The sequence below is a fragment of the Glycomyces tarimensis genome, from assembly GCF_054776215.1.
The window spans coordinates 184,238-198,687 of record NZ_BAAHCB010000004.1; the positions used below are offsets into that span (position 1 = coordinate 184,238).

The 14,450-nt window shown below is 69.7% G+C and carries 9 protein-coding genes and 2 pseudogenes; 3 read left to right on the forward strand and 8 right to left on the reverse strand.

The window, feature by feature from the left end:
- Nucleotide 1: 1 nt before the first annotated feature.
- A pseudogene (locus tag ACYVK3_RS04720) lies at nt 2-235 on the reverse strand (maleylpyruvate isomerase family mycothiol-dependent enzyme); the annotation flags it as partial.
- Between the two features lie 793 nt (nt 236-1,028).
- Nucleotides 1,029-2,285, reverse strand: a pseudogene (locus ACYVK3_RS04725) (HNH endonuclease signature motif containing protein); the annotation flags it as partial.
- A gap of 424 nt (nt 2,286-2,709) precedes the next feature.
- Here ACYVK3_RS04725 and ACYVK3_RS04730 point away from each other — a divergent pair.
- On the forward strand, nt 2,710-5,070 hold the full coding sequence (locus ACYVK3_RS04730) for an Hsp70 family protein (protein ID WP_460496110.1): 2,361 nt from the start codon (nt 2,710-2,712) through the stop codon (nt 5,068-5,070).
- Nucleotides 5,071-5,096: 26 nt separating this feature from the next.
- On the opposite strand, the gene ACYVK3_RS04735 is transcribed toward ACYVK3_RS04730, so the two are convergent.
- Nucleotides 5,097-5,693 carry a pyridoxamine 5'-phosphate oxidase family protein gene (locus ACYVK3_RS04735; RefSeq protein WP_460496111.1) on the reverse strand — a complete coding sequence of 199 codons (597 nt, stop codon included), beginning with the start codon at nt 5,691-5,693 and terminating at the stop codon, nt 5,097-5,099.
- Between the two features lie 47 nt (nt 5,694-5,740).
- On the opposite strand from ACYVK3_RS04735, the gene ACYVK3_RS04740 reads away from it, so the two are divergent.
- Together ACYVK3_RS04740 and ACYVK3_RS04745 are read left to right on the forward strand one after the other, a co-directional pair.
- The gene (locus tag ACYVK3_RS04740; RefSeq protein WP_460496112.1) at nt 5,741-7,051 is read left to right on the forward strand and encodes a transcriptional regulator domain-containing protein; all 1,311 of its coding nucleotides are present in this window, start codon (nt 5,741-5,743) and stop codon (nt 7,049-7,051) included.
- Nucleotides 7,052-7,077: 26 nt separating this feature from the next.
- A complete protein-coding gene (locus ACYVK3_RS04745) occupies nt 7,078-8,322 on the forward strand; it encodes an MFS transporter (RefSeq protein WP_460496113.1) in 1,245 nt (414 codons plus the stop codon).
- Between the two features lie 86 nt (nt 8,323-8,408).
- Here ACYVK3_RS04745 and ACYVK3_RS04750 read toward each other — a convergent pair whose 3' ends face one another.
- Genes ACYVK3_RS04750 through ACYVK3_RS04770 form a run of 5 tightly spaced genes read right to left on the reverse strand, consistent with a single transcriptional unit; the run spans nt 8,409 to nt 14,339 of the window.
- Entirely contained in the window at nt 8,409-9,191 is a 783-nt protein-coding gene (locus tag ACYVK3_RS04750; protein WP_460496114.1) for an SDR family NAD(P)-dependent oxidoreductase, read from the reverse strand.
- Between the two features lie 36 nt (nt 9,192-9,227).
- Nucleotides 9,228-10,991: an IucA/IucC family protein gene (locus ACYVK3_RS04755; protein WP_460496115.1), complete on the reverse strand. Its 1,764-nt coding sequence runs from the start codon at nt 10,989-10,991 to the stop codon at nt 9,228-9,230.
- Nucleotides 10,988-11,569: a GNAT family N-acetyltransferase gene (locus ACYVK3_RS04760; protein WP_460496116.1), complete on the reverse strand. Its 582-nt coding sequence runs from the start codon at nt 11,567-11,569 to the stop codon at nt 10,988-10,990. Before ACYVK3_RS04760 ends, ACYVK3_RS04755 begins: the two co-directional genes overlap by 4 nt.
- Complete coding sequence (locus ACYVK3_RS04765) at nt 11,566-12,852, reverse strand: lysine N(6)-hydroxylase/L-ornithine N(5)-oxygenase family protein (RefSeq protein WP_460496117.1); 1,287 nt, start codon at nt 12,850-12,852, stop codon at nt 11,566-11,568. Before ACYVK3_RS04765 ends, ACYVK3_RS04760 begins: the two co-directional genes overlap by 4 nt.
- Entirely contained in the window at nt 12,849-14,339 is a 1,491-nt protein-coding gene (locus ACYVK3_RS04770) for a pyridoxal phosphate-dependent decarboxylase family protein (protein ID WP_460496118.1), read from the reverse strand. Before ACYVK3_RS04770 ends, ACYVK3_RS04765 begins: the two co-directional genes overlap by 4 nt.
- Nucleotides 14,340-14,450 lie beyond the last annotated feature (111 nt).

Consider the following 14,450-nt stretch of genomic DNA (forward strand, 5'->3'; position numbering starts at 1 on the left):
GTCACATGGTGTCGCACCGTTCGCGGAGGATCGCGACGCCGTCGCCCTCGAGCTCGTCGCAATACGCCGCACGGCCGGTCATCGCCCTCGTCAACGCCAACGTAGTGCCGGACACGAGCGGGCCATCTCCCGCGGAGAACGGCCCGTCGTCGGCGAGCAGCCGCAGATCGACCACGCGCTTCTTCGCGACGACGACGAAATCGGAGCTTTGGTAGTACTCCGCCAGCGCCGTAACCGGGTGGCGTGGTGAGACCGGCAATGGAAGCGGGGGCGCCGGCGGGAACGGGCGGGCGTGATGGTCGTTCTGCGCTGAGGCGGCGACGAAAGCGGTGACGGGTGGGGTGTGGCAGCTGTTCGGCGCGGAGGTGGTCGGTGGTGCCGTGCCGGGGGCGCTGGGCTTCGGCTCGGTGCCGGATGCTCAGTGGTCTGTGGTCCGGTTCGGGCTCCAGGCACGGGAAAGGGCTCGAACCCGGTCTCCGGTTTCGAGCTGGCGGCCTATGCGGTGCCTTCCCCGCCACGGCATTCCGTGACGGGCGAGGTAAGAACGGCGGTGGCCCGTAGTCGGATACCGGTGCGGCGCTGACGAGGTCGCGAGTCCGCTTCGCCTCGGTCAGTGGTGTAGAAGTCTCGTATCCCCGCCCCGGTTCGGGTTCCGGCGCTGGTGCCGGTTCGGGTCGGGGTTCCGATCCGGTCTCGGGTTCAGGCCGGGGTGTGGGAGTGGTGAAGCGTGCTCGTGCTTTCGCGCGGGCGGTCTTCGCGGCGGCCCGGGCCTGCTCGGTCTCGGCCTGCTCAGCGGCGGCTTCGAGGTCGGGCGTCAGGGTCTCGGACCATTCCTCGGGGTAGAGCCCGGTGGGGAAGGCGTTGGCGATGTCCTGGCTGAAGTCGGCGTCCAGGTCGGCGTCGGTCCGCCAGTCGGCACACCCGCACTTGAGGTCGGGGTCGGTGTCTTCGTGTCCTTCGTGGTGGACGATCAGTGCTGTGCCGGGGCCGCTCTTGGTGATCGACCAGCCGGGGGTGTGGAGGCGGCCGTGGTGGAAGCGGCACAACAGGATCAGGTTCTCCGCTACTGTCGGGCCGCCGTTGGCCCAATGCACGATGTGGTGGGCCTCGGTCCACTGGACGGGGGCTCGGCAGCCGGTCCAGGCGCACCCGCTCGGCTGCTCCAACTCCAACTTCCGCCGCAGGGCCGAGTTCGGGAGCCGGAGTGCCCGGCCGAGTTCGATCGCTTCGCCGGTGCGGTAGTTGAACACGTTGGGGATGACCAGGCCCTCACACGCCAGCAGCCGGGCCTTCCCGAGCGAGATCGGGTCGCCTTCCAAGGTGGCGACTCGTCCGGTGTCTTCCCCGGCGAGGGTCTCGATGTCGACCGACAGGTGCAGGGTGGCGGTGTGGCCGTGGCGTTTGGTCGCGTTCGGGTCGGCGCCATAGCCCGCGACCATCTGGTGGAACGCTTCGGCGTGGCGGTTCGCGGCCGGGGGCAGGCACCCGTCGCCGTCGACGTCGTCTTGGCGGGGCGGGGGGACGGCGGTGGTGAGGTATTTGGCGAAGAGTTTCCCGGTGTCGGACGATAGGAGTCCGGTGAGGGCGTACATGCCGTTCTCGGTCTCGACCAGGTCGATCCGCTGCAACGACTGCTCCCCGAGCCCGTCCAACAGGGCTTCACCGGAGTCGAGGGCGGCTTGGAGTTCATCGAGCTTGGCGTGCACGTCCTTGACGGTCGCGTGGATGCAGTACTGCGCGATCAGATGCTCGGGGGTGGGGCAGAGCGTCTCGTCCTCGAACGGGGAGGGCACCGCCTCCTTGTAAGGAGCCCGGGCATAGACCCGGAAGGCCTTGGTCGCGTCGAGGCGGCGTACGGCTGCGGCGACCCGGTCGATCCGGGCGGCAGCCGACGTCGCGGTCTCGGCGAGGACGGTGAACTTCCCTGCGGTGCGGGCGATCGCGGCGAGGTCGGCCGCGACGCGCAGGTGGAAGTCGAAGGTCGACACCAGCCATTCGCGCAGGGCCGAGAAGCCGCCGCAGTCGCGGTGGATATTCCACGCCTTCGCCTCGATGACATCAGCGAGCACCTTGGCGTGGGCCTGATTGATCAGCGCGGCGGCACTGTCGAGGTTGGTGTGGATGGCCGCCGCGCGCTCGCTCCGCTCGGTCCTGCTGGGCTTCCTGGTCGCCTTGGCCATCTGACACCTCCCTGGGTCCTTGAGGTCTCGTACGAACTTGCTGTTTCCGCCGGTTCGTGCTATACCTCTATTCTCCCAGGTCAAGAGCCACTTGTCATCACCCATAAGGGTGGGAAAACACTCACGTTTCCCCGCCCAGAGCCACCAACCGCCCTGCCCCGCAAGACAAACCAGAGACTCAACGGACCGTCACTGCGCCCAAAGAGGACCTCCGCGCCCGCGAACCCGACCTCCACACAGCACCCACCCCTTCGTCGCTGACCGCCTGAACCCGCACCCGAACGGACCCGACCACGAAGGCACACCCCGCGCCAGCCCCTCCCTCGTGATCGCTGCCGCCCTTGGCGCAGAGCGACCATCAGCCCACCTGGTTCTCGCCGACCGAAGACGAGCCATTTCCGAGCTCCTCAGGCGCAGTCCACAGGAACCCCCTTGCTGCTCGGGCGGTCGCATCGCGATCCATACGCCTCGGCTCGCCTCTGAGTCTCAGCCGGACGGAACCCTCACACTGATCCGTTACCATCGCAAAATGACCCGCCCCCTCGCTCAAGGGACTTCGCTCGGCATCGACTTCGGGACCTCCCACACCGTGGCCGTGGTCAGTCGTCCGGACGGGAGCGTCCGTCCGCTGCTGATCGACGGCTCGCCGCTGATGCCCTCGGCCGTGTGCGCCGACACCGAGGGCGGTCTCCTCGTCGGCCGCGACGCCGTTCACGGTGGGCGCCGATTCCCCGAGCGATTCGAACCGAACCCGAAGCGGCACATCGACCGCCCCTCGATCCTCCTGGGCGATCGGGAGCTGGGGATGGTCGAAGTGATCGGGGCGGTCTTGGGCGCCGTGACCGCCGAATGCCGACGGGTCGTCGGCGAGCCCCGGCAGGTGACCATCACCGTCCCGGCCGAATGGGGACCGAGCAGGCGCCAGGTCATCGAGGACGCCGCGGCAACGGGCGGACTCGACCGGATCCGCCTGGTGCCCGAACCAGTGGCCGCCGCGACGTACTTCGCCGACGCGCTCGAGCACCACATCGCGATGGGATCGTCCCTCGTCGTCTACGACCTGGGCGCGGGCACCTTCGATGCCAGCGTCGTACGCCGCACCTCCAACGGTTTCGAGACCGTGGCATTGGACGGCCGGGCCGACCTCGGCGGATTGGACATCGACGCCGCTCTCATCGACCACCTCGCCGAGACCTACGGACCGCATTCGCAGTGGCGCCGTCTGACCAATCCCGCCACAGTGCAGGAACGACGAGGTTTCCGCGAGTTCCTGGAGGAGGTCCGCGGTGCCAAGGAGCGGCTTTCTCGCCACCAGCAGGCGGACTTCACGATTCCCCTGCTGGACGTTGACGCGCACTTGACCAGGGCCGAGCTGGAGAGCGTCGCGGCCCCGCTCCTGGAGCAGACGATCCGCGTGACGCGCGCGGTCATCCGTGCCGCGGGAATCGACATCGCGCAGAGCGCCGGCGTCTTCCTCGTCGGCGGCGCGAGCCGGATGCCGCTGGTGGCCACCATGCTCCATCGCGCCTTGGGGATCGCACCGACGGTGCTGGAACAGCCTGAAGTCGTCGTCGCCGAGGGCAGCGTGTTGCACGCCGAGCCGGTCCAGCCGGCCGCGACGCCGCGGGCCGATCGCTTGCCGCCTCCCGAGCGAACACCACTGCCGGGGCGATCCGGCGACAGCGAGCCGACCCTTCCCGATCCGCCGACCCGAGAACAGAGGAGGAACACCAGGAAGATCGCCATCGCGGGGCTCGTCGTCGGCGTCTTGGCCGCCGCCGCGCTGTTCGTCGTCTTCCGGCCGGACGATCCCGGAGCCCAAGGCGAGATCGGCACCCGCACCGGCACCGATGCCGAGAACGGCAGCGAAGTGGCGGCGGCGATCACGGCGTCCTCAGCAGGAGACGAGCTGGGTGAAGCCCTCCAGGCGCATGACGGACCCGTCGCCGCGATCACGAGCATCGAAACGGACGACTCGGTCGTCCTGTTCACCTCGGGCTATGAGGACGGCACGGTCAAGCAGTGGGACATCACCGCCGGTGAGCTGCTCGGAGAAGCCGACTTCGACGAACCGATCATGTTGATGGAGCCGCTCCGATTCTCCGACGGCCGGACCCGCATCGCCGCCGTCGATGCGGCCGGAGGCGTGCACGTGTGGCTGCCGGATGATTTCGAACCCGAAGTCGTCAACGAGGGTGCGGGCATCGACGAGTCCATGCTGAGCCTCGGTCTGCTCGAACACGACGGGGTTCCCGTGCTCGCGGCGGCCAGTCGCACCGGCATGGCCCTCTACGATCTCGACGAGCGGGCCCCCGTGAGCCTGGTCAACTACGACGGCGACCCGGAACTGAGCTTCGATCATGCCCAGGTGCTCCAATCGGAGGGTGCGTCGGTCGTCGTGGCCGCCGACCCGGACGGCACGCTGCACCGCTACGACCCCGAGACCGGCGATCGCCTCGGGAACGCCTTCGGCCCCGAAGACCCAGGAGCCTACGGAACCACTTGGACGGACGGCGCCGTCGTCGAAGGACTCGAGCTCGTCTACCACGACGGCGTCCCGTACGGCCTGCTGTATGACGGGGCAGAGCTGCATCGGTGGAACCTGGAGCGCCGTGAGCAGCCAGAGGCGGGAACGATTCCCCTGCCGGACGAGGACTACCGTCTCCACCTTCAGGTCATCGAAGTCGGCGGCTGGCCCGCTGTGCTCATCGCGCGTGGCGAAAAGGGCGTTGACGTGCGAAATTTCCAGACCGGAGAGCGCCAGGTATCCGACGCCGGGTGGGCCGAGGTGTCCGCCTCGGCCGTCGGCACCGCGGAGATCGAGGACCATACGATCGCGATAACCGGCTCCCTGGACGGCACCGTGCACCTGTGGAGCCTGGGGCCCTGAACTGCGACCCGCGGGGCCCGGCGCTCTCAGAGCCGGCCGCTCACCACCGTGGTCACCTCGGCAACGCCATTCCGGTACAGCAGGTCTTCGTCTTCGGGGTCTTCGACGGGAGGGCCGCTCCGGGCCTTCACCGAGACCTCTTCCAGGGGGAGCGCCACGATCGCCGCCGCGGCCGTTTCCTTTTCGCTGGGTTCCCTGGATCGCTCGGAGCGGCCCGTCGACATGCGCTCGATCAGTGCGCGCATGGCCAGCCAGCTCTCGTGGGCGTCGGTCACCAGCGCGGCCCTCCCGTGCGCCACCACGCTGCGGAAGTTCATCGAGTGGTGGAACCACGATTTGGAGTAGACCAGGCCGTCCACGATCGTGGCCGTCAAGCACACGTCGAAGCCCTCCCTGGCCGCCAGGCCGATCGACGAGCCGGTCGATCCGTGGAAGTACACCGTGTTGCCCAGCCGCGCATGGAAGGTCGGGATCACGCGCGGAGCGCCCTCGGGACCGGTGAAGGCCACGTCGCAGAACAGGGCCTCGTCGAGGATCTGGAACGCCGGGGCCTTGGAGTAGTCGATCCGTTCCTTCCACCGCCGGGGAGTGGTGCGTTCGGTCTGGGGGAAGAGGGCGCTCATGGGGGTACTCCCATCGTCTGATTTTGTACTGATACAATCTCTTGGCTATGTCGGTACAGTATCAGATCACCGGTTCCTCCGCGAACGAGATTGCCGCCAGCGTCGAGGTCGGCGTGCGCGACGGCCATCTGCGCCCCGGCCGCACCCTGCCCGCCGTCCGCAAGCTCGCCGCCGACCTCGGCGTGGCCGCGGGCACCGTCGCCGCCGCCTACCGGCAGCTCCGCCAGCGCGGCGTCGTCGAGACCGGCGGCCGCGCCGGCACCTTCGTGCGCGAGCGCTCCGCCTTCACCCCGCCGGGCACCATCACCGTCCCGCCGGGCGTCCTCGACCTCGTCAGCGGCGAGCCCGACCCCGAGCTCCTGCCCCAACTCGACGCCCTCAAACCGCACGTGGAGGTCAGCCCCGGCGACTACCGCAACGGCGGACCCTGCCCCGACCTGCTCGACCTCACGCGCGAGCGCTTCGCCGCCGACGGCGTCCGCGGCGAGCTCACCGTCACCTCCGGCGCCCTCGACGCCTTCGAGCGCGGCCTGGCCGCCCGGATCGAACCCGGCGACACCGTCGCCGTCGAGGAGCCCACCTGGTCCAACGGCCGCGACCTGCTGCTGTCCGCCGGGTATCAGGTCACGCCGGTCCGCATCGACGCGGACGGCCCCATACCGTCCGAACTCGAGCGAGCCCTGCAGGGCGGGGCCCGCGCCTTCGTCTTCACCGCACGCGGCCAGAACCCCACCGGCGCCGCCGTCTCCGTCGAGCGCGCCGCGGCCCTTCGCGAGGTCATCGCCGCCCACCCCGGCGTGTTCGTCATCGAGGACGACCACTGGGGCGAGCTGAGCCAGATCCCGCTCCACGTCGTCGCCGACGCCGCCGAGCACTGGATGTACGTCCGCTCCGCGTCCAAGCCCTACGGCCCGGACCTGCGGTGCGCGCTCGTCGCCGCCGACCACGACACGAAGTCCCGCGTCCAGGGCCGCATGGCCATCGCCCACGGCTGGGTCTCGTGCATCCTCCAGCACTTCGTCATCGCGGCTTGGGAGGACGAGGACGTCGCCGCCCTGGTCGAGCGCGCCGGCCGCACCTACGCCGAACGGCAGTCCGCGCTGCGCGAGGCGCTGGCCGAGCGGGGCATCCACGTCTTCGGCCGGTCCGGGCTCAACGTGTGGGTTCCGGTGGCCGACGAGACGGCCGCCGTCCTCGCCCTGCGCGACGCCGGTTACGCGGTCGCCCCGGGCCGCTCGTACTCCTTCAACGGTGCTCAGGGCATCCGGGTGAGCACCGCCCGCCTCGACCCCGAGCGCGCCCCCGCGGTGGCCGACGCCATCGCCGCAGCGGCCGGTCCGGCCTCCCCGCCGGTCTGACGACCCCAGAAAGGAAACTCCCCCCAATGGATACAGCGAAGGCACCCCCCGATACCGCCGCCATCCAGCGGCGTGTCCTGTCGATCCTGTTCAGCACCCAGATCCTCGGCGGCCTCGCCGTCGGCATCGGCATCGCGTTCGGCGCCATCCTCATCGAGGACATGACGGGATCGAGCACCTACGCCGGTCTCGCCCAGAGCCTCTTCGTCGGCGGTTCGGCGCTCATCGTCATCCCGGCGGTCCGGATCACCGAGCGCTTCGGCCGCCGCGGCGGTCTCGCCTTCGGTTACGTCTGCGCCGTCGCGGGCACCGCCGTGGTCGTCGCCGCGATCCACATGGAGCTCGCCGCCCTCGCCATCGGCGGGTACTTCCTGCTCGGCAGCGCCTCGTACGCGGGACTCCAGTCGCGGTACGCCGCGGCGGACCTGTCGCCGGCCGACAAGCGAGGCACCCACCTGTCCACGATCGTGTGGGCGGCGACCATCGGTTCGGTCACCGGCCCGTCCTTGGCCGCGCTCGCCGAGCGCGCCTGGAAGGGCTGGGCGGGCGGCCCCGACTACGTCGGCCCGACGGTCGCGATGGGTGTCCTGTGCCTGGTCACCGCCGTCATCCTGCTCGTCTTCCTGCGCCCTGACCCACTGCTGACGGCCCGGGCCATCTCGGGCGAGTCCGAGGCGCCGCGGCGGTCGGTGGCGGACGGATTCCGCATGGCGCGCGCCAACACGACGGTCCGCACCGGTGTCATCGCGGCGGCCTTGGGCCACTTCGTGATGGTCGGCGTCATGGCGATGACGGCCCTGCACATCAAGCACGGCATGGTGGATCCGGCCGAGGCGCTCACGGTCGTCGGCGTCATTCTCGGCCTGCACATCGGCGGCATGTACGCCTTCGCACCGATCATCGGCAAGCTCGTCGACCGCTACGGCTCCAGGCCGGTCCTGCTGTCGGGCACGGTGCTGCTCGTCGCCTCCTGCACCGTCGCGGGTTCGGCCGCGGTGACCAATCACGTGCAGATCAGCGTCGGGCTCGTGCTGCTGGGCATCGGCTGGTCGGCGATGACGGTCGCCTCGGCGTCCATGGTCACCGGCGCGGTGAGTCCCGCGGAGCGGCCCTCCACGCAGGGCTTCTCGGACATGGTCATGGGCCTGGCCGCCATGGGCGCGGGCATCGCCTCGGGCCCGATCGTGGAGTACCTGAGCTACGGGATGCTCAACGTGTTCTGCGCGGTCGTCACTCTTGCGGTGGTGCCGCTCCTGCTCCGCAGGACATAGCGCACAGCCTCCTCGGCAGGGCCGCCGCGCCCGGGCCGCAGGAGGAGGCCGCACTGGCGGCGACGCCCGCGGAGCCGTAGACCGGCTCAGTAGCCGTAGGCGCTCGGCGCGTTCTGGCCTCCGTCGACGGGGATCACCGCCCCGTTGATCGCCGTGGAGCCTTCCGAGAGCAGGAACGCGATCACCGAGGCCACCTCGGCGGGGTCGACGAGTTTCCCGCCGGGGAACTCCTTGAGGAACTCGGCGTACCGCTCGGGACGTTCGAGGCGCATCCGGTCCCAGCGGCGGCCGGGCACGAGCATCGATCCGGGCGCGACGGCGTTGACGCGGATGCCTTGCGGGCCGAGCTCTTGGGCGAGGATCGCGGCGGCGTGGTCGAGCGCGGCCTTCGTGGCGCCGTAGGTGAGGCCCGGCGCGGGCTTGGCGCCCGAGATCGAGGAGACCAGGACCGCCGAACCGCCGGTGCGCGCCAGTTGCGGCACCGCGGCCCGCAGCGCCGTCATCGCGCCGACCACGTTGACGCCCAAGGTGTAGGCCCAGTCGTCGGGCGAGGTGTCCTTCAGGTCGTTGCCGCGGGCGCCGCCCACATTGGCCACGATGCCGCTGAAGTCGCCGAGGCGCTTGCCTGCCTCGGCGACGAATTCCGCCAGCGTCTGCTCGTCGGTGACATCGAGCCCTCGCGTGAAGATCGGGGCCTCGAACTTCTCGCGGAGGCGCTCGGCTTCCTCGTTCAGCGCCGCCGCGCCTCTCGCGCACAAGGCCAGCGGCGCGCCGGTGGCCGCGAGCAGGTTCGCCGTCGCCAGGCCCAGCCCGTGACTCGCTCCCGTGATCAGGACGGGGCGGCCCGAGAAATCAAAGTCGAAGTTCATCCCTCCATCATGGCGTGCCGTGTCACCCCGCCCGGCTCAGCGCCATCGCGCGAGCGGATTGTCCAGCCGACCGGCGTAGATGAGGCTCTCCTCCTGGTTCTCCAGGTCCACCATCTGCTGGTTGTTCTTGAGCTGCAAACGGTTCAGGCACGAGAGCGGGAAGGTCTCGGCGAACAGGTCGAAGCGCGCGAACTCCTCGGCGAGTTCGGGGTGCTCGGACTGGTAGCGCTTGATCGTCTCGGCCGTCGTGCGCCAGAAGTCGTCCTCGTCGAGCACGCCGTCGGTGTGCAGGATCGCGGCGAGGAACCGCAGGAAGCAGTCGACGACGTCGGTGAGGATGGACAGGGTCCGGACGTCGTCGGGGACGTCGGCCCGGATCCGCTCGGCCTCGGGCGGCACCGGCATGGACGGGTCCAGGACCGCGACCTCCTCGCCGATGTCCTTGAGGAACACCTGGGCGACCCGGCCGTACAGCAGCACGAGGATGACGTTCTCGCCGTGCGGCATGAACACCAGACCGTACTTGTAGAAGCAGTGCAGCAGCGGCACCAGGTAGGCCTCCAGGTAGCGCCGCAGCCATCGCTCGGCGCTGAGCCCGGAGCGGGCGATGAGCGCCGATGCGAACGGTCGGCCCTCGGCGTTGACGTGCAGCAGTGAGGCCATCGTGGCCGCTCGTTCGCCACGGCCGAGCTTCGGGATGGGGCTCTCGCGCCACAGCGCCGCCAGCATCTTTCGGTACGGTGAGCCTTTCGGTGCGCTCGAGGTGTAGGCGGGGTGCCGGTAGCCGACGGCCGCGCGCTCGCGCAGCACCGTCACGCCCGACCGCTTCAGGGTCGCGTCGCCGTGGACGAGGTCGGCCACGAATTCGTTGATCGCGGGCGTGACCTCCATGTACTCGGCGGACAGTCCGCGCATGAATCCCATGTTGAGCACCGACAGCGCGGTCTTGACGTAGTCGGCCTGGGGCCTGGTGCGGTTGAAGAACGTGCGGATGGACTGCTGTGCCTGGTATTCGTCGTTCGCCTCCCCGAGGTACACCAGTCGGCCCTCGGCGAGTTCGGCGGCGAAGGTCGTCGAGATCTTGTTGCGCCATTGCCACGGGTGGACCGGAATGAGGTGGACGTCGTCGAAGGTCAGGCCCCGGCTCGCGAGCACCGGCGCGAACCGCTCGCGGGCCTCGGCGTCGAGCTGGGTCTCCAGGAGCCAGTCGCGTTCGAGCTCGGGCGCGGTGGCGAAGACGGCGTGCTGTTCGAGCGCGGCCACCCAGACCAGGCGGACGCCCGATCCGGTCTCGGGCGCGTAGTCGCGGTAGTCGCCGGAGGTGAAGCCGAGGCGCCCCGATCCGGCGACGAAGCAGGGGTGTCCGCCGGTCATGGCGGCCTCGATGCGCTGGAAGTCGGCGTCGACGAGGTCGTCGGCGTTCGGCTGGGGCCGCGCGAGCTGGTAGGCGCCGCGGTTGACGGTGCTGGCGACCTCTTCGAGGTAGACCGGGCGGACCGCGTCGCTCAGTCCGAGCTCGTCTTGGAACGCGATGAAGAACCCGGAGGCGTCCAGCGGCACGGTCTCGCCGTCGGCGTTCTCGCGGCGCAGCGACGCGGCGTCGACGGCCCAGTGGTCGAGCGCGAGCCGGCTCGCCTTGAACAGGTACCGTTCGCCGCCGCCGGTCAGGGTCCAGTGGTCGCCGGCCGGTGCCGGCGAGAGCAGTCGTTCGTGGGCGAACTCGCCGATGGCCTTGGCCAAGAGGTTCCGTGTGGCCTGGTGCCAGTGCTCGGGATTGAGGTGGTCGATGGGGCTGGTCATCGCTTGACTCCTCTCGCGGCGGACCGCTCGTAGTCGCTCGGGGTGCAGAAGCTGAGCAGTGCCTGCTTGTCGCTCAATCGCACGGTGCGTTCGGGCCGGAAGCCGACGTAGTCGTTGAGCTTGTGGATCGGGGCGTTCGTCGCGTCCGGTTCCACCACGACGCGGTCGGCGCCGAATCCGGTGAAGAGCAGTTCCATGACGGTGACCATGACGCCCTTGGTGAAGCCGGGGACGGGGGAGTCGGTCGGCGCGGTGAGGACGTGCATGCCCACGTCGCCCTCGGCGACGTCGTAGACGTCGGCGAGCTCGGTGTGCGCCGGGTCGTAGACCTCGACGAGGAACGTCGAGCGGAACCGGTGGATCCCGAGGTAGGCGAAGTGGTGCCCGCTGGCGGCGATGGACTCGTGCTCGGCCCACACGTCCGCTATGGACGCCTCGGTCATCATCCAGTACCGGCACTTGGGGTGCGTGACCCATTCGTGGATCAGCGGGGCGTCGCCGGCGGGGTCGACGGGGCGCAGCGTGAAGTCGCCGAGCCGGTCGTCCCGGCGTTTGAAGCCTTCGGGTGCGCGCATCATTCGGCGACCTCCGGCGCGGCGAACTCCTGGAAGGCGATGCGCCGCTCGATCGGGTAGACCTCGCGGCCGGTCATGGCGCGGATGATCCACGAGTTGCGGTAGGCGGCCATGCCGAGGTCGGGGGTGACGAAGCCGTGGGTGCCGAGCTCGGCGTTCTGCACGAACACCTCGCCGTTCCCGGCGGCGTCGACGCTGTAGTCGCGGCGCGCCGCCAGGCGGCCGGCGGCGTCGAAGCGGAGCCGGTCGCTGACCGGGTCGAGGAACTCCGGCACCCGGTAGCCGTAGCCGGTGGCGAGGACGAGCCCTTCGGTGCGCAGTTCGAAGTCGCGGTCCTGCTCGTGCTGGCGGATGCCGAGGGTGACGCCGTCGCCGCCGGCGGCCTTCTCAACGGTGCAGTTGGTGTACAGCCGGGTCGGGACCTCGCCGTGCTCGACCTTCTTCTGGTACAGCAGGTCGTAGATCTCGTTGATGAGGTCGGCGTTGATGCCCTTGTACAGTCCCTTGTGGCTCGCGTTGAGCTCGTCGCGGGTGGCTCCGGGCAGCGCGGTGAAGTAGTCCACGTAGTCGGGGCTGGTCATCTCGAGGGTGAGCTTGGTGTACTCCAGGGGGAAGAAGCGCGGCGAGCGCGTCACCCAGTTGAGCCGGTAGCCGCCGAACTCGATGTCGCCGAGCAGGTCGCGGTAGATCTCGGCGGCGCTCTGGCCGCTGCCGACCACGGTGACGCTCGCGCATTCGCGCAGCCGGTCGCGGTGTTCGAGGTAGGACGAGGCGTGGCAGACGGTGTCGGCGTCGAGTTCTCGGCACGCGGGGGGGACCCACGGCGGGGTGCCGGTGCCGAGCACGAGGCGCCTCGCGAAGTCGACGCGCTCGCCTTCGGGTCCTGAGCTGTGGACGGCGTACGCCTCGCGCCCTTCGTCCCATTCCACGGACGTCACCTCGCGCTCGAACAGCAGGTTGTCGAGTTTCGCGGCCGCCCAGCGCAGGTAGTCCTGGAATTCGCTGCGCAGCTGGAAGAAGGACTCGCGGATGTAGAACGGGTAGATCCGGCCGTTGTGCTTGAGGTAGTTGAGGAAGGAGTACGGCGAGGTGGGGTCGGCGAGGGTGACGAGGTCGGCCATGAACGGCACCTGCATCGTGGTGCCTTCGATGAGCATCCCGGGGTGCCAGTCCACGGTGGCCTTGCGTTCCAGGAAGAGACCGTCGAGTCCGTCGACTGGCTCGGTCAGGCAGGCGAGGCCGAGGTTGAAGGGCCCCAGGCCGATGCCGATGAAGTCGTAGGTCATTTGGTCTCCTGGAGCTTGGCGGCGTGGCGCGCGAGCGCGTCGAGGACTCCGACGATGTCCGAGAGCCTCGTCTCGGGGTTGAGGAGGGTGAGTTTGAGGGCGGTGCGGCCCTCGACGCGGGTGGAGGCGACCATGCCTTCTCCGGAGGCGGCGATGGCCTCGCGGACCAGGCGCTGTGCCTCGTCGTCACCCGCGACGCGGAACAGGACGGTCGAGAGCTGGGAGGCGGGCGCGGCGGTCTCGAATCGGGGGTCGGCCTCCAGGTGCGCCCAGGTCTGGGACGCCAGGTCGCAGACGCGGTCGAACATCGCGCCGATCCGGTCGGGTCCCAAGGAGCGCAGTGTCATCCACAGTTTGAGCGCGTCGAGCCGCCGCGTGGTCTGGAGGCTCTTGTCGACCTGGTTGGGCAGGACGGTCTCGGCGGGGTTGAGGTAGTCGGCGTGGTGGGTGACGTGCCGCAGTGAGGCGCGGTCGCGCACGATCACCGCCGAGGAGCTGACCGGCTGGAAGAACGACTTGTGGTAGTCGACGGTGACCGAGTCGGCGCGTTCGATTCCGGCGGCGAGGTGCCGGCGGTTCGGCGAGACGAGCAGGCCGCAGCCGTAGGCGGCGTCGACGTGGAACCAGACGCGGTGCGCCTCGCAGACTTCGGCGATGGCGCCGAGCGGGTCGATCGAGCCGAAGTCGGTGGTGCCCGCGGTGGCGATGACGCCCGCCGGGTAGAGCCCTTCGCCGCGGCAGGTCTCCAGGGCCGCGTCGAGCGCGCGCGGGTTCATGCGATAGCCGGCGTCGGCCGGGACGGTGACGACGGCGTCCTCGCCGAGGCCGAGGAGTCTGGCGGCCTTGACGACGCTGAAGTGGCTGTGCGGGGAGGCGAACAGGCGCAGGCGGGGGAGGACCTCGACGCCGCGCAGCGGTGTCTCGGCGTTCTTGACGATGTGCTCGACGGCCTCGTCGCGGGCCAGGAGCAGCGCGTGCAGATTCGACTGCGTACCACCGGAGGTGAAGACGCCGTCGGCCTCGGCGTCGAAGCCGATGCGTCCGGCCGTCCAGTCGATGAGGCGACGCTCGATGAAGGTGCCGCCGGCACTCTGGTCCCAGGTGTCGACGCTGGTGTTGACCGAGGCGAGGACGGTCTCGGTCGCGACCGCCGGGAGGGCGACGGGGCAGTTGAGGTGGGCGAGGTAGCGCGGATGGTGGAACCAGACGGCGTCCCGCAGATACAGGTCGCCGATCTCGTCGAGCGCGTCTTCGAAGCTGGGCAGCGGCCGGTCGAGGTCGACCGCCTCGACGGCGGGGGCGAGTTCGGCGGGGGTGATGCCGGTCCAGGGGCGGTCGACGCGGGCGAAGCGTTCGGCGACGCGGCGGGTCACCTGGTCGATGATGGAGCGATACGTCTCGGCCGAGTCTCGGTTGAGCAGTGCGGGTGCCTCTGTGGAGGCCGGTGGGGTGGGCGCGGGGCGGAGGTCTGCGGCACTGGTCGGCACTGAGCTACGTCCTTTCGTGGGCGGCCGGTTCCGACCGCCGGGGAAGACAACGGAGGTTAGCCTAACCTAAACTCACGACCGTGAGAAGGGGTCGTCTCAGAAGGTGATGTT

Coding starts and splice junctions, on each gene's coding strand:
- ACYVK3_RS04730 (WP_460496110.1), top strand. CDS start 2,710: ATGACCCGCCCCCTCGCTCAAGGGACTTCGCTCGGCATCGACTTCGGG.
- ACYVK3_RS04735 (WP_460496111.1), bottom strand. CDS start 5,693: ATGAGCGCCCTCTTCCCCCAGACCGAACGCACCACTCCCCGGCGGTGG.
- ACYVK3_RS04740 (WP_460496112.1), top strand. CDS start 5,741: ATGTCGGTACAGTATCAGATCACCGGTTCCTCCGCGAACGAGATTGCC.
- ACYVK3_RS04745 (WP_460496113.1), top strand. CDS start 7,078: ATGGATACAGCGAAGGCACCCCCCGATACCGCCGCCATCCAGCGGCGT.
- ACYVK3_RS04750 (WP_460496114.1), bottom strand. CDS start 9,191: ATGAACTTCGACTTTGATTTCTCGGGCCGCCCCGTCCTGATCACGGGA.
- ACYVK3_RS04755 (WP_460496115.1), bottom strand. CDS start 10,991: ATGACCAGCCCCATCGACCACCTCAATCCCGAGCACTGGCACCAGGCC.
- ACYVK3_RS04760 (WP_460496116.1), bottom strand. CDS start 11,569: ATGATGCGCGCACCCGAAGGCTTCAAACGCCGGGACGACCGGCTCGGC.
- ACYVK3_RS04765 (WP_460496117.1), bottom strand. CDS start 12,852: ATGACCTACGACTTCATCGGCATCGGCCTGGGGCCCTTCAACCTCGGC.